This window comes from Amycolatopsis saalfeldensis (assembly GCF_900110575.1).
Lineage (GTDB): Bacteria > Actinomycetota > Actinomycetes > Mycobacteriales > Pseudonocardiaceae > Amycolatopsis > Amycolatopsis saalfeldensis.
Genome location: NZ_FOEF01000002.1, coordinates 124,607 through 147,914 on the forward strand (window position 1 = coordinate 124,607; position 23,308 = coordinate 147,914).

7 protein-coding genes are annotated in these 23,308 nt (G+C 72.0%); 4 read left to right on the top strand and 3 right to left on the bottom strand.

Translation table 11 applies throughout. From position 1 onward, the window contains the following. Together BMY97_RS04895 and BMY97_RS04900 are read left to right on the top strand one after the other, a co-directional pair. Entirely contained in the window at positions 1–9,909 is a 9,909-nt protein-coding gene (locus BMY97_RS04895) for a type I polyketide synthase (protein WP_425425231.1), read from the top strand. Between the two features lie 40 nt (positions 9,910–9,949). After that, complete coding sequence (locus BMY97_RS04900) at positions 9,950–17,029, top strand: type I polyketide synthase (RefSeq protein ID WP_091613172.1); 7,080 nt, start codon at positions 9,950–9,952, stop codon at positions 17,027–17,029. A 69-nt stretch (positions 17,030–17,098) separates the two neighbouring features. Here the strand turns inward: BMY97_RS04900 and BMY97_RS04905 are convergent, their stop codons facing one another. The 3 genes from BMY97_RS04905 to BMY97_RS04915 are packed head-to-tail and all read right to left on the bottom strand — an operon-like array spanning position 17,099 to position 20,749. Further along, positions 17,099–18,274: a cytochrome P450 gene (locus BMY97_RS04905; RefSeq protein ID WP_091613175.1), complete on the bottom strand. Its 1,176-nt coding sequence runs from the start codon at positions 18,272–18,274 to the stop codon at positions 17,099–17,101. Next, positions 18,271–19,335, bottom strand: a complete 1,065-nt coding sequence (locus BMY97_RS04910; RefSeq protein WP_091613178.1) for a DegT/DnrJ/EryC1/StrS family aminotransferase — start codon at positions 19,333–19,335, stop codon at positions 18,271–18,273. Before BMY97_RS04910 ends, BMY97_RS04905 begins: the two co-directional genes overlap by 4 nt. A 37-nt stretch (positions 19,336–19,372) precedes the next feature. After that, positions 19,373–20,749, bottom strand: a complete 1,377-nt coding sequence (locus BMY97_RS04915; protein ID WP_091613180.1) for a glycosyltransferase — start codon at positions 20,747–20,749, stop codon at positions 19,373–19,375. Positions 20,750–20,961: 212 nt separating this feature from the next. Here BMY97_RS04915 and BMY97_RS04920 point away from each other — a divergent pair, with 212 nt between their 5' ends. Both BMY97_RS04920 and BMY97_RS04925 read left to right on the top strand, forming a co-directional pair. Beyond that, positions 20,962–22,368 carry a class I adenylate-forming enzyme family protein gene (locus tag BMY97_RS04920; protein WP_091613183.1) on the top strand — a complete coding sequence of 469 codons (1,407 nt, stop codon included), beginning with the start codon at positions 20,962–20,964 and terminating at the stop codon, positions 22,366–22,368. After that, the gene (locus tag BMY97_RS04925) at positions 22,365–23,300 is read left to right on the top strand and encodes an ACP S-malonyltransferase (protein ID WP_218156696.1); all 936 of its coding nucleotides are present in this window, start codon (positions 22,365–22,367) and stop codon (positions 23,298–23,300) included. The genes BMY97_RS04920 and BMY97_RS04925 overlap by 4 nt, the downstream gene beginning before the upstream one ends. Positions 23,301–23,308: the final 8 nt, after the last annotated feature.

Below are 23,308 nucleotides of genomic sequence, written 5' to 3' on the forward strand. Positions count from 1 at the left end.
TTGATGATGACATCGCCCAGCGAGAAGGTAGTCGCAGCGCTCAGAGCTTCACTGAAGGAGACCGAACGGCTGCGGCGGCAGAACCGGCAGCTCGTCGAGAGCGTGGCGGACCCGATCGCGATCATCGCGATGAGCTGCCGGTTCCCCGGCGGCGTGGCCTCACCGGAAGACCTGTGGGACCTGGTGGACTCGGGCACCGACGCCGTCTCGGGCTTCCCCGCCGACCGCGGCTGGGAGCTGGACGCCCTCGGCGGGGCCGGGGTCGACGAGCGGGGCCACGGCGTCAGCCAGCAGGGCGGTTTCCTCAGCGGTGCCACCGAGTTCGACCCCGGGTTCTTCGGGATCTCGCCGCGTGAAGCGATGTCGCTGGACCCCCAGCAGCGGTTGCTGCTGGAGACCTCGTGGGAGGCCGTCGAACGGGCCGGGATCGACGCGACCCGCCTGCGCGGCACCCGGACCGGGGTGTTCGTCGGCACCAATGGGCAGGACTACGCCTACCTGGTGGTGCGCGCGCCCGCCGAGTCCACCGGCGACGTCGGCACCGGGTTCGCCGCGAGCGCGATGTCCGGGCGCGTTTCCTACACGTTCGGCCTGGAAGGGCCGTCGGTCACCGTCGACACCGCCTGCTCGTCTTCGCTGGTCGCGCTGCACCTGGCCGCGCAGTCGCTGCGGGCGGGGGAGTGCTCGCTGGCGCTGGCCGGCGGGGTGAACGTGATGTCCACCCCCGGTTCGCTGGTCGAGTTCAGCCGTCAGGGCGGGCTCGCCGCCGACGGCCGCTCCAAGGCGTTCTCCGACGGCGCGGACGGCACCGGCTGGGCCGAGGGGGTCGGGATCCTGGTCCTGGAACGGCTTTCCGAGGCCCGGCGCAACGGTCACCAGGTCCTCGCGCTGGTCCGCGGCTCGGCGGTCAACTCCGACGGCGCGTCCAACGGCTTCACCGCGCCGAGCGGGCGCGCGCAGCGGCGGGTGATCCGGCAGGCGCTCTCCAGCGCCAAGCTGACCGCGGCCGACGTCGACGTCGTCGAGGCCCACGGCACGGGAACCCCGCTGGGCGATCCGATCGAGGCGCAGAGCCTGCTCGCGACGTACGGCAAGGACGCCGGCCGCGAGCACCCGCTGCTGCTCGGGTCGATCAAGTCGAACTTCGGCCACACCCAGGCGGCGGCCGGCGTCGCCGGCGTGATCAAGATGGTGCTGGCGCTGCGGCACGGCGTGCTGCCCCGGACCCTCCACGCGGACCCGCCTTCGTCGCATGTGGACTGGTCGCAGGGCCGGGTGGAACTGCTCGCCGAGCGGCGCGACTGGCCGGAGACGGGCCGTCCCCACCGCGCCGGGGTCTCTTCGTTCGGCGTCAGCGGCACCAATGCCCACACGATCCTCGAACAGGCGCCGGTGCCGGAAGCCGAGGAGGACAGCGCTCCGCTGCCGGCGGTCGTTTCCTGGCTTCTTTCGGGAAAAACCGAAGCCGCGCTGAAGGACCAGGCCGCCGCCTTGCTGTCCGCTTTGGACAGTGGCCCCGAACTCCGCCCCGCGGACGTGGCGCTTTCCCTGGCAACGACCCGGGCCGCCTTCGAGCACCGGCTCGCCGTGACGGCCGACGATCCCACCGAGCTGCGTGGTTTGCTGAGCGCCTGGCACGCGGGCGAAGCCGCCCCGGGCGCAACTCAGGGCGAGGTCACCCGGCGCACCAAACTCTGCGCGGTGTTCTCCGGCCAGGGCGCGCAGCGAGCCGGGATGGGCAAGGAACTCTACGAGACGTCCCCGGTGTTCGCCGAGGCGCTGGACGCGGTGCTGGCGCAATGGGACGAACCGGTCCGCGCGGCGCTCTTCGGCGCTGCTTCGCTGGACGAAACCGGGATCACCCAGCCCGCGTTGTTCGCAATCGAGGTCGCGCTGTTCCGGCTGATGGAGGCCTGGGGCGTCGTCCCGGACTTCGTGACCGGGCACTCGGTCGGCGAGATCGCCGCGGCGCACGTGGCCGGAGTGCTGTCTCTGGAAGACGCGTGCACCCTCGTGGCGGCCCGCGCGCGGCTGATGCAGGCCTTACCCGCGGGTGGGGCGATGACTTCCTTGCAGGCCCGTGAAGCCGAGGTGCAGCCGTTGCTGACCGAGGCCGTCTCGATCGCGGCGGTCAACGGGCCGGAATCTGTGGTGGTGGCCGGTGACGCCGATGAGGTCGGCCGGATCGCGGCGAAGTTCGAGGAGCTGGGGCGCAAGACCAAGAAGCTCGTGGTGTCGCACGCCTTCCACTCGCCGCTGATGGACCCGATGCTCGACGAGTTCCGCCGGGTCGTTCGCGGGCTGACCTTCAGCAAGCCGGTGATCCCGCTGGTCTCGAACCTGACCGGCGAGGTGGCGACCGGGGATCTGGTGTGCTCCCCGGAGTACTGGGTGTCTCACGTGCGTCAGCCGGTGCGGTTCGCCGACGGCGTCCAGGCCGCCCGCGCGGCCGGGGTGACGGCCTTCTTCGAACTCGGCCCGGACGGCGTGGCCTCGGCCATGGTGCAGGACGTTCTGGGGGACACCGCGTTGGCTGTCCCCGCGCTGCGCAAGAACCGCGGCGAGCAAGCCGCGGTCGTGTCGGCGCTGTCCCGGCTGCACGTCGCCGGGGTCCAGGTCGACTGGGCGGCGCACTACGCCGGAACTGCCGCGCGGCGGGTCGGGCTGCCGACCTACGCGTTCCAGCACGAGCGCTTCTGGCCTGAGGTGGCCGAGCCGGTACGGAACACCGTTGACGGGCGATTCTGGGACGCCGTCGAACGTGAAGACCTCGACGGGCTCGCTGCCGACCTGGGCGTCGAAGGGGCCGCCCTCGGTGCTGTGGTGCCCGCGCTGGCCTCTTGGCACCGCAAGCGTCAGGAACAGTCCACTGTAGACTCCTGGCGGTACCGTGAGAGCTGGGTGCCGCTGACCGGGCCCCAGGCGGTCGGCCTCCGGGGCTCCTGGCTCGTCGTCGTCCCGCAGTCGCTTGCCGGGGATGACTGGGCCGCGTCGGTGGTCGAAGCCATGGGTCCGGCGGCCGTTCGGCTCGACGTCGGCGCGACCGGTCGCGCGGAGGTGGCGCGGCGGCTGCGAGACGCCGGTGAGGTCGCCGGAGTGGTGTCCCTGCTGGCTTTCCTCGACTCCGGCGCCTCGGCCACCACGGAACTGTTGCAGGCCCTGGGCGACGCCGGATCGGCCGCGCCGGTCTGGGCCGTGACCCGCGGCGCGGTGTCGACGGGACGCGGGGAACGGCTCCTCGAGGTCGGCCAGGCCGCGGTGTGGGGGCTGGGCCGCGTGGCCGCGCTGGAGTACCCCGAGATCTGGGGTGGCCTGATCGACCTCCCAGAGGTGCTCGACGAGCGCGCGTCACGACGGTTCGCCGGACTGCTCGGCCGGGCGGACAACGCCGAAGACCAGGTCGCTGTGCGGGATTCGGGGGTGTTCGCCCGTCGTCTGGTTCCCGCTCCGGCGGCCGACGGGCTGAGGGCCTGGGTTCCCACCGGCACCGTTCTGATCACCGGCGGCACCGGCGCGCTCGGCGCGCATGTCGCCCGGGATCTGGCGGCGAAGGGTGCTCCGCATCTGGTGCTGGCGAGTCGCCGTGGGGCGGACGCGCCGGGGGCGCAGGACTTGTGTGATGAGCTGACGTCGTTGGGTGCTCGGGTCACCGTGGCTGCTTGTGACGTTTCGGATCGTGACGCGGTGCGGGAGTTGCTGGTGGGGCTTCCGGGTGAGTTTCCGTTGACCGCGGTGGTGCATACCGCGGGTGTCCTTGACGACGGTGTGCTCGATGGGCTGACTCCGGATCGGTTCGAGGCGGTGTTCCGGGCGAAGGTCGCCTCGGCGCTGGTCCTCGACGAGCTGACCCGCGACCTCGGGCTGGCCGTGTTCGCGCTGTTCTCCTCGGTGGCCGGTTCGGTCGGAAACCTCGGGCAGGGCAACTACGCGGCGGCGAACGCGGTCCTGGACGCGATCGCCGAACGCCGTCGCGCCGACGGGCTCGCTGCGACGTCGATCGCTTGGGCGGCGTGGTCCGGTGGCGGCATGGCCGACGACGCCAAGGTCGAGGAGCGCTCACGTCGGCTCGGCACGTCGGTGCTGGAACCCGGCACGGCCCTCGCCGCGCTCGGCCAGGCCGTCTCCGAACCGTCGGCGACCGTGGTGATCGCCGATCTGCAGAATCCCGCCCTCCTCACCGCCCTGCTGAGCCTGCGGCCGACGCCGCTGCTCGCGGAGCTGCCCGAGGCCCGGCGCATCCGTTCGGCCGCCGCGCCCGCCGACGCCGGGGCCACCGCGCCCGCACTGCGCGCCCGGCTCGCCGGACTGTCCGAAATCGACCGTGTCGCGGCGGTGCTCGAACTCGTCCGCGGTGACGCCGCCGCCGTGCTCGGGCATGGCTCGCCGGCCGCCATCGGGGCCGAGAAGGCGTTCCGGGATCTGGGCTTCGACTCCTTGACCGCGATCGAGATCCGCAACCGGCTCGCCACCGCCACCGGGCTGACCCTGCCCGCCACCCTCGTCTTCGACTACCCGACGCCGGCCGTGCTCGCTGCTCATCTGGTGGCTCAGCTCCTCGGGCTGACGGCCGAAACCACCGAGGTGACGAAGAGCGCGTCCGCCGTCGACGAGCCGATCGCGATCGTCGGCATGGGCTGCCGGTTCCCCGGTGGGGTCGCTTCACCGGAGGACCTCTGGCAGTTGCTGTCCGACGGCCGCGACGCGATGTCGGACTTCCCCGCCGACCGCGGCTGGGACCTCGACGCCCTCGCCGGCGACGGCCGGGGGACCAGTGTCACCGGGCAGGGCGGTTTCCTTTACGACGCCGCAGAATTCGACGCCGGGTTCTTCGGTATTTCGCCGCGTGAGGCCATGGCGATGGACCCGCAGCAGCGGTTGCTGCTCGAGACGTCTTGGGAGGCTGTCGAGCGGGCCGGGATCGACCCGGGGACCTTGCGCGGCAGCCCGACCGGGGTGTTCATCGGGACCAACGGGCAGGACTACGCGAGTCTCGTCGTGAGCTCACGCGAGGACGTGGAAGGGCACGCCAGCACGGGCTTGGCGGCGAGTGTGGTGTCGGGCCGGATTTCTTACACGTTCGGTTTTGAGGGTCCGGCGGTGACGGTGGACACGGCGTGCTCGTCGTCGTTGGTGGCGTTGCATTGGGCGGCGCAGGCGTTGCGGTCTGGTGAGTGTTCGCTGGCGTTGGCCGGTGGTGTGACGGTGATGTCGACGGCGATGGGTTTTGCGGGGTTCAGCCGTCAGGGCGGGTTGGCTCCGGATGGTCGTTGCAAGGCGTTTTCCGACGATGCGGATGGGACCGGGTGGGCTGAGGGCGCGGGAGTCCTCGTCGTCGAACGATTGTCGGATGCCGAACGCCGGGGGCACCGGATCCTCGCGGTGATGCGGGGTTCGGCGGTGAATCAGGATGGTGCGTCGAACGGGTTGACGGCGCCGAATGGTCCGGCGCAGCAGCGGGTGATCCGGCAGGCGTTGGCCGGAGCGGGATTGGCTGCTTCGGATGTTGATGCGGTGGAGGCGCATGGGACCGGGACGGTTTTGGGTGATCCGATTGAGGCGCAGGCGATTCTGGCGACTTATGGTCAGGGTCGGGAGGTTCCGTTGTGGTTGGGCGGGATCAAGTCGAATCTCGGGCATACTCAGGCTGCGGCTGGGGTGGCGGGTGTGATCAAGATGGTGATGGCGATCCGGCATGGGATTTTGCCGGAGACCTTGCATGTGAGTGCGCCGTCGTCGCATGTGGACTGGTCTTCGGGTGCGGTGTCGTTGTTGACGAAGCAGACTGCGTGGCCGGAGGTGGATCGTCCGCGGCGGGCGGGGGTGTCGTCGTTCGGGCTCAGCGGGACCAATGCGCACGTGATCCTCGAGCAGGCGCCGGGTGCCGAACGGGCGGTGGAAACGGTTTCCGGGGCAGTGGTGCTGTGGCCGCTGTCGGCGAAATCGGAAACCGCGCTGGCGGAGCAGATCCGCCGGATCAAGTCCTTCGCCGACGCCAACCCCGGCGTTCCCGCGGCCGAGGTGGGCCGTTCGCTGGTCCACGGCCGGGCCCTGTTCGAGCACCGCGCGGTCCTCCTGGGCGGTTCCGAGCCGGTGACCGGGAGCGCCGGGCCACGGTCCACGGCCGTGCTGTTCTCCGGCCAGGGCAGCCAGCAGCTGGGCATGGGACGCGAGCTGTACGACCGCTTCCCGGTGTTCGCGGACGCCTTCGACGCCGTGGCCGCGGAGCTGGACCGGGGCGCCGACCGCCCGTTGCGTGAGGTCGTCTGGGGCACCGACGCCGAGGCGCTCGACCGGACCGGTTACGCCCAGCCCGCGTTGTTCGCGATCGAGGTCGCGCTGTTCCGGCTGGTCGAGGCCTTCGGGATCAGGCCGGCCCGGGTGGCGGGGCACTCGATCGGCGAGATCGCGGCGGCCCATGTCGCTGGGGTCCTCTCGCTGGCCGACGCTTGCACGCTGGTGGCGGCGCGGGCTCGGTTGATGCAGGCGCTGCCGGCGGGTGCCGGGGCGATGGTGTCGGTCCGTGCGGCCGAGGCCGAGGTGCTGCCGCTGCTGGCGGGCCACGAGGACCGCGTGTCGATCGCCGCGGTGAACGGCCCGGACACGGTGGTCGTGGCCGGTGCCGAAGACGCCGTGCTGGCCATCGCCGAGCAGCTGACGGCCGCGGGCCGCAAGACCAAGCGGCTGGCGGTGTCGCACGCGTTCCACTCGCCGTTGATGGACCCGATGCTGGACGAATTCGCCCGCGCGATCGCCGGCTTGTCCTTCGAGAAGCCGCGGATCGCGTTCGTTTCCACCGTCACCGGGAAACCGGCGACTGACGAAGAACTGTGCTCACCCGGGTACTGGGTGCGGCAGGTGCGGGAGCCGGTGCGGTTCGCCGACGGCGTCGCGACGCTCGTCGCCGAGGGTGCGGACACCTTGGTCGAGCTGGGCCCGGGCGGGGTGCTTGCGGGCCTGGCCCTCGCCCTGGTCGATCCCGCGACGGTCACCGTGGTCCCGGCGCTGCGCCGGGGACGCGGCGAAGAAGCGGCGCTGGTGACCGCGCTCGCCGAGCTGCACGTGATCGGTGCCGGGGTCGAGTGGAGCCCGTGGTTCACCGGCTCGGACGCCGTCGTGGACCTGCCGACCTACCCGTTCCAGCGCGAGCGCTACTGGCCGACCCCCGGCACGCCCGCGGCCGACGCCGCCGGGCTGGGCCTGCTCGACGCCGGGCACCCGCTGCTCGGCGCGGCGACCGCGGTGGCCGGTTCGAAGGGCGTGCTGCTGACCGGCCGGATCTCCGCCGCCACCGCACCGTGGCTCGCCGAGCACGTGCTCAACGGCGCGTTTTCCCTTCCCTCGGCCGGTTTCGCCGAACTGGCGCTCCGCGCGGCCGACCAGGTGGGCTGTGAGCGGGTCGAGGAACTGACCGTCACCACCCCGCTGCGGCTCGGCCCGGAGGACGCCGTCGCCGTGCAGGTGTGGGTCGGCGAGCCGGACGACACCGGGCGCCGGGCGATCACCGTCCACTCGTGTGTTGCCGACGCCGACTGGACCTTGCACGCGACCGGGAGCCTGGCCGCCGGGCCAGCCGCCCCGTTCGACCTCGGCAGCTGGCCGCCCGAAGCCACCCCGCTCGACCTCGACGGCATCTACGACGAGTTCGCCGCGGACGGCCGCGAGTACGGACCGGTGTTCCGAGGCCTGCGCGCAGTGTGGCAACGCGGCGACGACGTCTTCGCCGAAGTCGCCCTCCCGGACGGCACCGAGGATGTCGCCGCGTTCGGCCTGCATCCCGCGCTGCTCGATGCGGCCCTGCAGACGGCGAACTTCACCGTGCAGGCCGAGAACGGGCTCGACGCGGTGTCGTGGGCGGGACTGACCTTGCACGCGGCCGCCGCGTCGGTCTTGCGGGTCCGGCTGACCGCCACCGGTGACAACACCGTCTCACTGTCCGCTGTGGACGCTGAGGGCGCGCCGGTGCTGTCGGCCGAGTCGGTGCGGCTGCGGCCGTTCGACACCGCGAAGCCCGAGACCGTGACGGACGGCTCGCTGTTCCGGCTGGGCTGGATCCCGGCGGAGCCCGCACTGCCGGAGCCCGGCCGGACCTGGGCCGTGCTGGGTGCCGACGAACTCGGCCTGACCGGCGCGGTCAAAGCCGCCGGATACCGGGTCACGGCCGGCGAGAAGCTCACGGACCTGGCCGGGGAGACCGTGCCGGACTTCGTGCTCGTGCCGGTGACCGGGGCCGGTGACCTGCCCGCCGCCGCGCTCGCGACGACCTCCCGGGTCCTGGAAGTGGTGCAGGACTGGGCTTCGGACGAGCGGCTCGCCGAAACGCGGCTGCTGTTCGTGACGCGGAACGCCGCCGGTGAGACGGTGACGGACCTGGCCGCGGCCCCGGTGTGGGGGCTCGTCCGCGCCGCCCAGCTGGAGAACCCCGGCTCGTTCCTGATCACCGACCTGGACGGGGAAGACGCTTCCCCAGTACCGCGGCTCCCGGGCCTGCTGGCGGCAGGCGAGACACAGGCCGTGGTACGAGACGGAGTGGTCTGCGTGGGACGGCTCCAGCGCGCGCCCGCCGGAACCGGCGGCCGGGCCTGGGATCCCGACGGGACGGTCCTGATCACCGGTGGCACCGGCGGCCTCGGCGGGCAGCTCGCGCGCCACGTGGTCGCCGAACGCGGCGTCCGGCATCTGCTGCTGGCCAGCCGGCGCGGCCCGGAGGCGCCCGGCGCGGACGAACTCCGCGCGGACCTGCTCGCACTCGGCGCCGAAGCGACCATCGTCGCCTGTGATACCGCCGATCGCCAGGCCGTCGCGGACCTGCTGGGCCAAGTCCATTCCGGACACCCGCTGACCGCGGTTGTGCACACGGCCGGCGTGCTCGATGACGGTGTGCTCGGCTCGCTGACCGCGGAACGCCTCGCCACCGTCGCCCGGCCGAAGGCCGACGGCGCCTGGCATCTCCACGAACTCACGAAGGACGACGATCTCGCGGCGTTTGTGCTGTTCTCCTCGGTCGCCGGGGTGATGGGCAGCCCGGGACAGGCCAACTACGCGGCGGCCAACAGCTTCCTCGACGCCTTGGCGCAGCTGCGCGCCGCCGAGGGACAGGCGGCCACGTCGCTGGCGTGGGGCCCGTGGGCGTCCGGCAGCGGCATGACCAGCACGCTGAGCGACACGTCACGGCGGCGGATCGCGGGCGCCGGCCTCCCGGAGCTGTCCCCTGAGGAGGGCCTGGCGCTGTTCGACCGGTCCACCGCGTCGGACGAGGCGCTGCTGGTGCCGCTCGCGCTCGGCGCCGGCTCGATGCGGGCCCAGAGCGTGGTTCCGGCTGTGCTGAGGAGCCTGGTCAAGACGACGCGGCGCACGGCGGCCGCCGAAGCGGCCGTCTCGCAGGCCGGGTTCGCCGAGCAGCTCGCAGAAATGCGCGAGGGCGACCGGCAGCGTCACCTGGTCGACCTCGTGCGGAACGCGGTGGCCGCCGTGCTGGCCCACGGCTCGCCCGAAGCGATCGGGGCCACTCGCGAATTCCGCGAACTCGGCTTCGATTCGCTGACCGCGGTCGAACTCCGCAACCGGCTGACCGCCGCGACCGGCCTGCGCCTGCCCGCGACGCTGGCCTTCGACTACCCCACGCCGGCGGTGCTCGCGGAGCACCTCGGCACCGAATTGCTGACCGGCGATCCCGCCGACGCCGGGCCGTCCCTGCTCGCCGAACTCGATCGGCTGGAAGCCGCGCTCGCCGCGAGCGAACCCGACGACGTCACCCGGGGCGGGGTCGCGGCGCGGCTGCGGCGCCTGGTGGCCGGCTGGAGCGGGCCCGCCGGCGAGCCCGGAACACCCGACGTCACCGAGAGGATCCAGTCGGCCAGCGCCGATGAGGTCTTCGACTTCATCGACAGGGAACTCGGCCGGCTGAAGTAACGGCTGACCCGTGGCCACGGACAGGAAAGGTTCACTCACGATGCCGGACGACCAGAAACTCGTCGAATACCTGAAGTGGGTCACGGCTGATCTGCACCAGACCCGCCAGCGCCTGGAGGAGGCCGAGTCGGGCCGCCAGGAAGCCGTCGCGATCGTCGGGATGGCCTGCCGGTTCCCGGGCGGCGTCGGCTCGCCCGAGGACCTGTGGGAGCTCGTCTCGTCCTCTTCGGACGCCATCGCCGGATTCCCGGTGGACCGGGGCTGGGACCTCGGCGTGCTGGCCGGCGACGGCCGCGGCCGCAGCGCCACCACCGAGGGCGGTTTCCTGGACGACATCACCGGTTTCGACGCCGGGTTCTTCGGCATCTCGCCGCGCGAGGCACTGGCGATGGACCCGCAGCAGCGGCTGCTGCTGGAGACCTCCTGGGAGGCCGTCGAGCGCGCCGGGATCGACCCGTCGAGCGTCCGCGGCAGCCGGACCGGCGTGTTCGTCGGCACCAACGGCCAGGACTACGCGAACCTTGTGCTTGCTTCTGGTGAAGACGTCGAGGGCCATGCCGGCACCGGGCTCGCGGCGAGCGTGGTCTCCGGCCGGATCTCCTACACGTTCGGCTTCGAGGGCCCGGCTGTCACGATCGACACGGCGTGCTCGTCCTCGCTGGTGGCCTTGCACCTCGCCGCGCAGGCCCTGCGCGCCGGTGAATGCACGCTGGCCCTGGCCGGCGGTGTGACGGTGATGTCGACCTCGCTCGGCTTCGCCGGTTTCACCCGGCAGGGCGGGCTGGCCCCCGACGGCCGCTGCAAGGCGTTCTCCGACGACGCCGACGGCACGGGCTGGTCCGAGGGCATCGGCATGCTGCTGGTGGAGAAGCTGTCCGACGCCGAACGCCACGGCCACCCGATCCTCGCCGTGGTCCGCGGCTCCGCGGTCAACCAGGACGGCGCGTCGAACGGCCTGACGGCGCCGAACGGGCCCTCGCAGCAGCGGGTGATCCGCCAGGCGCTGGCCGGCGCCGGACTGTCCACTTCGGACGTCGACGCGGTCGAGGCCCACGGGACCGGCACGGTGCTGGGCGACCCGATCGAGGCGCAGGCGGTGCTGGCGACCTACGGCCAGGACCGGGAGATCCCGCTGTGGCTGGGCGGGATCAAGTCGAACCTCGGGCACACCCAGGCCGCGGCCGGGGTCGCCGGGGTGATCAAGATGGCCATGGCCATGCGGCACGGGATCCTGCCCGAAACGCTGCACGTGAGCGAGCCGTCCACGCACGTCGACTGGTCGGCCGGCGCGGTATCGCTGCTGACGGAGCGGACGGAGTGGCCCGCGGCCGGCCGTCCGCGCCGCGCCGGGGTGTCGTCGTTCGGCATCAGCGGCACCAACGCGCATGTGATCCTCGAGCAGGCGCCGGAGCCGAAGGCCGAGCCGGGCGAGCCGGTCGCCGCCGGGGTGATCCCGTGGGTCGTCTCCGGCAAGAGCGTCCCGGCCCTGCGTGCCCAGGCCGGCCGGCTGTTGTCCGCTGTGGACGGTCTGCCGGTCGCCGACGTCGGCCTCTCGCTCGTCGAAAGCCGGTCGGCGTTCGACCGGCGCGCGGTGGTGCTGGGGGAGTCCCGCGACGAGCTGACGGCCGGGCTGGCCGGGCTGGCCGGTGAAGAACCCGCCGCGGTCACCGGGCTCGCCGACGTCGACGGCCGCACGGTTTTCGTCTTCCCGGGCCAGGGCTCGCAGTGGGCCGGCATGGGCGCTCGCCTGGCCGAGCAGTCACCGGAGTTCGCCGACGCCCTGGCCGAGTGCGCCGCCGCGCTCGCACCGCACGTCGACTGGTCGCTGCTCGACGTGCTTCGCGGGGCTGAAGGCGCGCCGTCGCTCGAGCGCGTCGACGTGGTCCAGCCCGCGTCCTGGGCGGTCATGGTCGCGCTGGCGGCGCTGTGGCGTCACCACGGGGTGCTTCCCGACGCCGTGGTGGGCCACTCACAGGGTGAGATCGCCGCGGCCGTCGTCTCGGGGGCACTGTCCATCTCGGACGGTGCCCGCGTGGTCGCGTTGCGCAGCAAGGCGATCAGCCGTGCCCTGACCGGTCGCGGTGGCATGATGTCCGTCGCGCTCCCGCTGGCCGGCGTCGAGGCGCGGCTGGGCGGGCGCGCGATCTCGGTCGCGGCGGTCAACGGGCCGAAGTCCGTGGTCGTGTCCGGTGAGCCCGCGGCGCTCGACGCGCTCCTGGCGGAACTGAAGGCCGACGAGGTGCGCGCCCGCCGGATCGCGGTGGACTACGCGTCCCACTCGGTCCAGGTCGAGGAACTCGAAGACGAACTGCGCGGCGAACTCGCGGGCCTCGCGCCGCGGGAGTCCGACATCCCGTTCTTCTCCACCGTGACCGGCGATTGGCTGGACACCACCGGGCTGGACGCCGGCTACTGGTACCGGAACCTGCGTCAGACGGTCGGTTTCGAGCCCGCCGTACGCGCGCTGCTGGACCAGGGGCACCGGGCGTTCGTCGAGGTGAGTCCGCACCCGGTGCTCACCGGCAGCGTCCACGAGACGATCGACGAGGTCGGCGGGCCGGCCGTGGTCGCCGGGACGCTGCGCCGCGACGACGGTGACCTGCGGCGGTTCCTGACCTCGCTGGCGGAGGTGTTCGTCCGCGGCGTCGACGTCGGCTGGTCCGCGTTCTTCGCCGGCACCGGCGCGCGCCGGGCCGACCTGCCGACCTACGCCTTCCAGCACGAGCGGTACTGGCCGCGGTCCGCGCCGCCGCGCGCCGACGCGTCCGGGCTCGGCCTGCTTTCCGCGGAGCACCCGCTGCTCGGCGCGGCGGTGTCGCTCGCCGGATCGGACGGCCTGCTGCTGACCGGACGGCTTTCGCTGGCGACCCATCCCTGGCTGGCCGATCACTCGGTCGGCGGCGTGGTGCTCTTCCCCGGCACCGGGTTCCTGGAACTCGCCATCCGCGCGGGCGACCAGGCCGGCTGCGACCGCGTCGACGAGCTGACGCTTTCGGTCCCGCTGATGCTGCCGGCCGAGGAGGCGGTGGCCGTCCAGGTGCGCGTGGGCGCGCCCGATGACGACGACTGCCGTGACCTGCAGATCTTCGCCCGGCCGGCCGACGCGCCGCCGGAGGCCGAGTGGACCTGTCACGCCACCGGCGTGCTGGCCTCGGGCGAGCGGCAGGCGGGATTCGACGTGAGTGCCTGGCCCCCGGCCGATGCCCAGCCCATCGACCTCGAAGGCTTCTACGACCGGCTCACCTTCGGCCCGGTTTTCCAGGGCCTGCGCGCGGCCTGGCGTGACGAGAGCGCGGTTTACGCCGAAGTCGGCCTGCCTTCGCCGGTCGACGACGCCGACCTGTTCGGCATGCATCCCGCGCTCTTGGACGCGGCCCTGCACGCGGTGTCGTTCGTCGATCCGGACGGTGGCGGCAAGAGCCTGCTCCCGTTCGCGTGGAGCGGGGTTTCGCTGCACGCCGGCGGCGCTTCGACGCTGCGCGTGCGCCTGACCGGCGTCGGTACGGACGCGGTGTCGCTGGCCGCGGTGGACGTCGAGGGTGCTCCGGTGCTGTCGGCGGATTCCCTGGTCCTGCGCTCGGCGTCGGCCGGGCTCGCGGCCGGCGCGCGGGGTGAGCAGGAGTCGTTGTTCCGGCTGGACTGGATCGACGTCCCGGTCACCGCGCCGCCGCCGACCCGGTGGACGATCCTGGGTGGCGACGCGTTCGGCTTCGCCCCGGCGGCGAGCCTCGCGGGCCACACCATCGCGGGTTTCGCCGATTCCCCCGCCGACGGTCCCGTGCCGGACGTTTTCCTGCTGTCGGCCACTGGCGACGGCGACGGCGACGGCGACGGCGACGGCCCGGCCGCCGTCCACGCCTTGACCGCGCGGGTGCTCGGGCAGGTCCAGGGCTTCCTCGCCGAGGACCGGTTCGCCGGGGCCCGCCTGATCGTGGTGACCCGGGGCGCCGTGGCCGGCGGTGGCGAGGACGTCACCGATCTCGCCGCGTCCGCGGTCTGGGGCCTCATCCGGTCGGCGCAGACCGAGAACCCCCGGCGGTTCCTGCTGGCCGACCTCGACGAGACCGACGAGTCCGTCGAAGCGCTGCCGGCGCTCGCCGGGCTGTTCACCGACGGCGAGTCGCAAGTCCTTCTGCGCCAAGGGCAGGTCCGCGCCGGCCGGCTCGCCCGGCTCGTGCCCGGCGGCAGCCTGCTGCCGCCCGCCGGCGACGCGCCGTGGCGGCTCGGCACCAGCAACCGGGGCAGCCTGGACGACCTGGCCCTGCTGCCCGCCCCGGAGGTCGCGGAACCGCTGTCCGGGCGCCAGGTCCGGATCCGGGTGGCGGCCGCGGGCGTCAACTTCCGCGACGTGCTCAAGGCGCTCGGCATGTACCCGGGCCGTGACGGCCTGCTGGGCGCCGAGGCCGCCGGCGTGGTGACCGAGGTCGGGCCCGAGGTGACGGCGGTCAAGCCCGGCGACCGGGTGCTGGGCATGATGGACGGCGGGTTCGGGCCGGTGGCCGTGGCCGACGAGCGGTATCTCGGACTGGTGCCCGAGGGCTGGCCGGACGAGCAGGCCGCGTCGGTCGCGCTGGTGTTCCTGACGGCGTACCACGCGTTCGTCGACCTGGCCGGGCTGCGCCGGGGCGAGACCGTGCTGGTCCACGCCGGCGCCGGCGGTGTGGGCATGGCGGCGATCCAGCTGGCCCAGCACGTGGGCGCCGAAGTCTTCGCCACGGCCAGCGAAGCCAAATGGGGCGAACTCCGCGCGCTCGGCGTCGCCGAGGACCACATCGCGTCTTCGCGCACGACCGAGTTCGAGCAGCGTTTCCTGGCCGCCACGGGAGGACGCGGGGTCGACGTCGTGCTCAACGCCCTCGCCGGCGAATTCGTCGACGCGTCGTTGCGGGTGCTCGCGCCGGGCGGCCGCTTCCTCGAGATGGGCAAGACCGACATCCGCGACGACGTCGGGGGAGCGGACTACCGGGCGTTCGACCTCGGCGCCGTCCCGGCGGACCGCATCCAGGAGATGCTGGGCGAGCTGCTGCGGCTGTTCGCCGACGGGGCGCTCCGGCCGCTGCCGGTGACCGCGTGGGACGTGCGGCGGGCGCCGGACGCGTTCCGCCGGATGAGCCTGGCCAAGCACGTCGGCAAGATCGTGCTCACGATCCCGCCCGCCTGGCGCCCCGAGGGCACCGTGCTGATCACCGGCGGGACCGGGGTGCTGGGCGGCCAGCTGGCCCGGCACCTCGTCGCCGAGCGGGGGGCGCGGCACCTGCTGCTGACGTCGCGCCGCGGTCCGGAGGCGCCGGGAGCCCTTGAGCTGCAGGCAGAACTCATCGCGCACGGGGCCGAAGTCACCATCACTGCCTGCGACACCGCCGACCGGGAAGCTCTCGCGGGCCTGCTCGCGTCGGTCGACCCGGCGCATCCGCTGACGGCCGTGGTGCACACGGCCGGGGTCCTCGACGACGGCGTCGTCGCCTCCCTGACCCCGGACCGGCTCGATACCGTCCTGCGGCCCAAGGCCGACGCCGCCTGGCATCTGCACGAGCTGACCGCGGGGCTCCCGCTGGCCGCGTTTGTCCTGTTCTCCTCGGTGTCGGGTGTGACCGGTGCTCCCGGACAGGCCAACTACGCCGCGGCGAACGTCTTCCTCGACGCGCTCGCCCAGCATCGGCGAGCGGCCGGGCTTCCGGCGACTTCGCTCGCGTGGGGGCTGTGGGAGCAGGCGAGCGAGATGACCGGCGCGCTCACCGGCAACGACGTCAAACGGATCTCCTCGGCCGGGCTGCCGGTGATCGGCACCCGGCAGGGAATGGCGATGTTCGACGCCGCGGTGGTGTCCGACGTGCCGCTCATCGTCCCGCTGCGGGTCGACGCTTCCGGGCTCGGCCGGCGCGGCGAGGTCCCCGCGCTCCTGCGCGGCCTGGTCCAGTCGAGCCGCCGGAAGGCCGCCGCCGGCACCACGGACGTCTCGACGGCGACCCTGCAGGATCGGCTCCGCGGACTCAGCGCTTCGGAGCAGGAGGATGTCGTGCGGGCGCTGGTGGTGGACTATGCCAGTGTGCTGCTCGGGTTCCGCGATTCGGACCGGCTCGATCCCGAGCGGGCCTTCCTCGAATCCGGTTTCGACTCGCTGATCGCGGTGGAGCTGCGGAACAAGCTCGCCGAGACCGTCGGCCTGCGGCTGCCGTCCACTGTGGTCTTCGACAGCAAAACCCCGGCACAGCTGGCGAAATGGCTGTGCGGTGAGATCGCGGGCACCCTGGAGGCCGCGCCCGCCAAGCCTGCGCCTCAGGATGCCGACGACACCGTTTCGAAGCTGTTCTTCGGCGCGCTCGACGAGGGGCGGGTCCAGCAGAGCATGGGACTGCTCAAGGCCGTCGCCGCGCTCCGGCCGACCTTCGAGACCCCCGCCGAGCTGGACGAGCTGCCGCTCCCGATCACCTTGTCCGAAGGCGCCGAGGAGCCGATGCTGATCTGCATCAGCTCGCCGGTGGTGACCGGCGGGGTCCACCAGTACGCGCGCATCGCGGCCCAGTTCCGCGGCAAGCGCCGGCTGGCGGCCCTCCCGCTGATCGGGTTCGCCTCGGGCGAAAGCCTGCCGGCCACCCCCGCGGCGGCGTCGAGGGTGATCGCCGAATGCGCGCTGAACGCCAGTGACGGCAAGCCTTTTGTGCTCGTCGGGCACTCCTCGGCCGGCGCGCTCGCCTGCTCCGTCGCCGGGGTGCTCGAGAACACCTGGGGGATCCGGCCGGACGCGGTGGTCATGCTCGACACCCTCAGCCTCCGGCACGGCAGCGACGAGGTCGTCGACTTCGGCGAGATCAGCCGGAACTACCTGTCCGGGCTGGAATCGACCTCGGTGACGCTGACCAGCGCCCGGCTCTCGGCGATGAGCCACTGGTTCAGCATGATGGCCGGCCTGGAACTCCCGCCGACCACGGCGCCGACCCTGCTCGTCCGGTGCACCGTCCCGCTGGCCGGCGCCGAAGCCGCCGGTCCCGACGACAACCCGGTGCCGGCCGAGAAGGTGATCACCATCGAAGCCGACCACTTCTCCCTGGCCATGGAGGATTCGGCGACCACCGCCGCCGTGCTGGAGGACTGGCTCGCCTCCCTGGTCCGGGCCGGCTGACCGCCACCGGAAAGCAGCCGACCCCGGGCCGAGGTGGCCCGGGGTCGGTTTCACGTAGCGGCAGCCGATTCACCACCTGACGGGCAGGGCGTGCAGCCCGAACAGGATCCCGTCGTACTTGAAGGGCAGTTCCTCGACCGGGGCGGCGATCTCGAGCGTGGGGATCCGCTCGAACAGCGTGCGGTAGACGATCTCCATCTCGGCCCGGACCAGGTTCTGGCCGAGGCACTGGTGCACGCCGTAGCCGAACGCGACGTGGTGGCGGGCGGGCCGGGCGGGGTCGAAGCGTGCCGGGCCGTCGAAGGCGCCGCTGTCGTGGTTCGCGGCGGCGACCAGGGGGATGATGCCCTCGCCGGCCTTGATCAGCTGGCCGCCGATCTCCACGTCCTCGACCGCCACGCGCAGCGCGACCAGGTCGGCGACCGAGTGCAGGCGCAGGAGTTCCTCGACCACCCGCTCGTCGCCGATCCACTCGCGGTTCGCCAGCAGGGTGATCACGCCGAGGGAGATGTTGTTGGCCGTGGTCTCGTGGCCGGCGATCAGCAGCAGCATCGCGACACCGGAGAGTTCCTGCGGCGTCATGGTGCCCGCGGCGAGCAGCCGGCTCAGCAGATCGTCGCCCGGCCGTTGCTGCTTGAGGGTGATCAGACGGGTGATGTAGCGCAGGATGTGCTTCCCGGCGGCTTCGCGCTCGTCGTCGGTGGAGGCGAAGCTGACCAGCACGCGGGTCTTGGCTTCGAAGAACTCGTGGTCGGCGTAGGGCACCCCGAGCAGCGCGGTGATCACCAGCGACGGCACCGGCAGCGCGAAGTCGGCCACCAGGTCGGCGGAGTTCCCGGCCGCGAGCATGGCGTCGATCCGCCCGTCGACGACCCGCTGGATCTCCGGCCGCAGCTCCTTGATCTTGCGGACGGTGAACTCCGGGATCAGCGTCTTGCGGAACCGGCCGTGCTCGGGCGGGTCCATCCCGACGAACCAGCCCGGCACCTGGTCCGGCGCGGGCACCCCGCCGGTCCGGCCGAAGCTCGGGAAACCGGCGTGGGTCGGGTTGGAGCTGATCCGGCGGTCGGTGAGCACGGTGCGGACGTCCTCGTGCCGGGCGACCAGCCAGACTTTCGTGTCGGCGCCCAGCGCGGTCCGGACCAGCCCCGGCCGCGCGCGGATGTCCGCGTATTCGGGCGGTGGGAAGGAGACGCCCGCCCGGCGGCCCGGAAAATCGACGGTGTTCTGCTCGGTGGTCGTCATTCCTGTATTCCCTGGTAGAACTCGCGGACCTTCCCGGTGATGAACGTCTGGTCGGCTTCGGTGAGGCCGGTGTAGGTCGGCAGGTAGAGGCCGTCCTCGCTGAACGTGCTGGCGTTCAGTGCCGGCCAGCCGGGGTCGAGGTAGCCGGGCTGCCTGCTCATCGGCTTGAAGAACAACCGGGTCTCGATCCCCGCGGCGGCCAGGAATGCACGCAGCTCGTCACGGCGCTCGGCGCGCAGGTCGTACATCCACAGCACATCGCGCGCCGGCATCAGGGTGATGCCGCTGATCCCGGCGAGCCCTTCGTCGTAGCGTTTTTCGATGTCCCGGCGCAGGGCGAGGATTTCGTCGAGCTGCTCGGTCTGCGCCAGCGCGACGGCGGCCTGCATGCTCGTCATGCGGAAGTTGTAGCCGAGCTTCTTGTGCAGGAAGGTGTGCCCGGAGTCGAACGCCATCCCGCGCAGGTGGGCCAGCTGCCCGGCCAGGTGCGGATCGCGCGTCAGGCAGATCCCGCCCTCGCCGGAGGTGATGATCTTGTTGCCGAACAACGAGAAACACGCGATGTCACCGACCGGGCGGACGCCGTGCGCCTCGGCCGAATCCTCGACCACGCGCAGGTTGTACTCGTAGGCCAGCTTCATGATCGCGTCCATGTCGCAGCGCCGCCCGTAGATGTGCACGGGCATGATCACCTTGGTGCGCGGCGTGATCTTCGCTTCGATCTTCGAGACGTCGATGTCGAGATCGTCGCCGCAGTCCACGAAGACCGGGGTGGCGCCGGTGTAGGTCACCGCCCAGGCCGAGGCGATCATGGTGAACTCCGGCACGATCACCTCGTCGCCGGGGCCGATGCCGAGCGCCCGCAGCGCCAGGGTGAGCGCGGTGGTCCCGGACGAACAGGCGACGCCGTGGGCGATCCCGTTGTAGTCCGCGAACGCCTGCTCGAACCGCTTCACGAACGGGCCCTGGGAGGAGAGCCAGCCGTCGCCGACGGTCCGGGTCACGTATTCCAGCTCGCGCCCTTCGAGCCAGGGCTGGGAAACCGGGTAGTGGATCGCCATCGTCTCCTCGTTCTTCCGGGGTGGTTCTTCCGGGTGGTCACTGCAGGGACGGGGAGGCGAGCACGACGTCGGCCGCAGCTTCCCGACCGCCCGCTTCCCGTTGCTGTACGGCGAAATGCTCGGCCCGCGCCCGGAAGGAGTCCTCGCCGATCACCCGGGTGAGCTTGTCGGCCACGTCGTCGGGATCGATCGTCTCGGGCCGGTCGAGGGTGAGGCTGACGCCGAAGTCCTCGCCGCGGATCGCCTGGTCGTGGCAGTCGACCCAGAGCGGGCGCACCACCAGCGGCTTGCCGAAGTAAAGTCCTTCGTGGTAGCCGTTTCCGCCGGCGTGGGTGAAGAACACCTTGACGCTGGGATGCGCCAGGACGTCGAGCTGCGACGGCACCCAGGTTTCGACCCGCAGGTTGGCGGGCAGCTCGGCCGGCAGGAACTCCTGCTGATCGGCCGGCAGCTTCCAGAGGAACTGGTGCTTGCCTTCGAGCCGGCGCGCGACCTCGACCAGCGAGCCGACCTGATCGCGGGTCAGCCGGGTGATCGTGCCGAATCCCATGTAGACGACGGAGTCCTGGGCGTCGAGCCAATCGGCGACGCGGCGGTCTTCCGGCGCCTGGGGGAGCGGGGGCACCATCGCGCCCACGAGCCGCATCTTCTCCGGCACCGGGAAGGGGTAGTCCAGCCCGGCGACCGAGTAGGCCAGGATGCTTTCCGCGGCGTCGATCCGGGCCATCTGTCCGCGGGCCTCGGGGGCGATCCCCAGCTCCGCGCGGATCGGGCCGTCCTGCGAGACCACCTTCGCCAGCTTGGGACCGAGGAACAGGGCCAGCGTGCGCAGTTTGAAGAGCCGGTTCTCGATCCGCTGCGCCAGGGACATCCGGTACGGCAGACCTGAATGCGGCACCGGGAAGCTCGGCGGCGTGTAGCTCCTGGAGAACGGGGTGTGCGAGGTCAGCACGTTGCTGGGCATGAACGGGACGCTCAGGATGAACGGGATCTTCCTGGTGATCGCCAGTTCGACGGCGAACAGGCTGAGGCTCTCGATGACCATCAGGGCGGGCTGGATCTTGTCGACCGCGGTTTCCAATGCCCGGTACTTGCCCACGCGCAGCTTCGGGTCCACTGTGTGCCGGAGGACCGCGGCGTGGGCTTTGAAGCGCGAAGACTGGGTCACCGCCCGGTAGGTCTCGTCGTCCCAGGTCACCGCGGACATCTCGGGCACCACCTCGCCGAGCGAGGCGAACTCCACCGGAGTCCCGCCGCCGATGCCTTCGATCTCGCCGCGGCGGGGCTCGTCGGTGGCGAACCAGAGGTCTTCCACCCCGCGGCCGGACAGCTCCGCGGCGAGGATCAGCAGCGGGTTGAGCAGGCCGCTTTCGGGGGAGCTGACGAGCAGGATCGGCCGGCGGGTCGAGTCCATGGGCACTACCTTTCCGCGCTGCGCGGGTGGCTTCGGAGTCCGAGACCCTGCCTTTGTCCCACGGGGCGGCCCGGCAAATCACTAGAGCCGGCCGATTCCTCGCACCGGGCCCGCGGTTTCTGGGGGTTTCCTTGGTGGTGACCGCGAACACTGGGCACCGGGCACCCCGGAGTGCCGTGTTGTCTCTCGAAGTCGAAGGAAGAGGTTCGGCCATGGCGAAGATCTGCGGCGCCGACAGTGTCCGCACTCTCGAGGAGTGGGAAGCCGACGCGGTCCGGATGGCAGGCGAGCTGCGGGACCGCGGGGTGCGCCGGTCCGACCGGGTGCTGCTCAAGGCGGAGAACTCACCGGGTTACCTCACCGCGCTGCTCGCGCTGATGCACCTCGGCGCCTCGATCGTGCTCATCGACTACCAGGAGCGGCCCGAGACCACCGCCCGCCTGATCGCCCAGGCCCGCGTGAAGGTCTGCATCAGCGGCGATACCACGGTCCTGCCCGAGCTGGACATCCTGGGCTTCACCATCTACGAGCTCCAGCTGTACTCCGCCGGCCGCACCGCGACCGCGGCGGAGCTGGACGTCCAGCCGTGGTGCGACCTCCCCGACGGCCTGCTCATGTTCTCCTCCGGCTCGACCGGCGCGCCGAAGGCGATCATCAAGTCCGGCGGCTCGTTCCTGGCCAACCTGCGCCGCAACCTCAACCAGGTCGGGCACGTCGCGAGTGACGTGCTGGTGCCGCTGCTGCCGTTCTCCCACCAGTACGGGCTGTCCATGGTGCTGATCGCCTGGCTCACCCGGTGCTCCCTGGTGGTGGCCCCGTACCGGCGGCTCGACCACGCCCTGCAGATGGCCGGGCTGTGCGGGGGGACGGTGTTCGACGCCACCCCCGCGACCTACCGCAGCATGCTCAACATCGCCCGCCGCCGGCCCGTGCTGATGCGGGTGCTCGCCGAGGCGCGGATGCTCTGCGCCGGCGCCGCACCCCTGGACCCGGGCCTGGTGGACCGTTACGCCGACGAGGTCGGGCACCACCTGCTCGACAGCTACGGCAGCACCGAACTGGGCAACGTCTCGTTCGCGACGCTGGACAACCCGGTCGCCTGCGGGCGCGCGGTCGAGGGCGTGCGGCTGGCCGTGGTGGACGACGAGGGCGCCGAGCTGCCCGCCGGCGAGGTCGGCGAGGTCATGGTGCTCACCCCGGACGTCATGGCCGGTTACCTCGGCGAGGACGGCGAGGTCCAGCCGATCAGCCGGGGCTGGTACCCGAGCGGCGACTTCGGCCGCCTGACCGAAGACGGCAGCCTGGTCATCCTGGGCCGCAAGCGCGCGGTCCACCGCATGGGCTACACCCTCTACCCCGAGATGATCGAACGGCGGATGGCGGAGGCCGGCTGCGTCGCCAAGATCATCGCGATCCCGTGCGAGCGCCGGGGCAGTGAGCTGATCGCCTTCGTCGAGGACGACGAGGACCGCGGACCGGACCACTGGCGCGCCGTGGCCAGGACGGCGCTGGCCGACTACGAGGTGCCCGACCGGATGGTCGTCATCGACAGTTTTCCGCTCAACGGCAACGGGAAGCCCGACAGCAAGCGGCTCCAGGAGCTGGCGGTCTCGGCGTGAGCGAACCCCGCAGTGCGGTCGCCGTGGCCTTCCCCGGGATGGGCTCGTCGACGTTCGACGAGGTCGGCCGGTTCATGGTGCTGGACCGCTACGCGCGCCGGCGGATCGCGGTGGCCGACGAGGTGCTCGGCCGCTCACTGCTCGACGGTTTCCGTGCCGCCCAAGGGGTTTACGACGTCCACGCGCAGGTGGCCTTCCTGGTCAACTCGCTCGCGCTGGCCGACCGGGCCGAGCAGGAACTGGGGCTGCGTCCCGATTTCTGCGTCGGCGCGAGCGTCGGCCAGCGCGCGGCCGCGGCGTACGCCGGCTCGCTGGACTTCGCCGACGCTGTCCGGCTCACCGTCGACCTCGTCCGCTGCGAGGACGAGTATTTCGCCGGTGAGCCGGACGATCTGGTGACGCACTGCTTCGTCCGGGTGCCCGGTCAGGAGTTTCTGGCGCTGGTCGAAGAGCGGTCCGCCCGGGGGGAGTGGATCGAGATCTCCGGGTATCTCGACGAGGGCGCCTACCTGGTTTCCCTGCGTGCGGCGCAGCTCGACGACCTCATCGCGGCGGTCCGCGCGCTCGGCGGCTATTCCATGCAGACCATGCGGCCACCGGTGCACGCGCGGCGGTTCACGCCCTTACGGCTGAAGGCCGACGCCGAAGTGTTCACCCGCTACCCGCTCGCGGAACCGGCCCTGCCGGTCATCGCCGACCAGGACGGCCGCCGGATCGGCTCGGCCGCGGAGCTGCGCACCATGCTGCTGGACACCTTCGACCGGCCGATCCACTGGCCGGCCGTGGTCGGGGCGCTGAAGGACGAGGGCGTCTCGACCCTGTACGTGACGGGCCCCGACCTGCTGTTCCACCGGCTCGACGTGACGGCCGGGAACTTCGAGGTGATCCCGGTGACCCCGAAGACGGCGGCGAAGCCCGTTCCCGTGCCTTGACGCTGCCG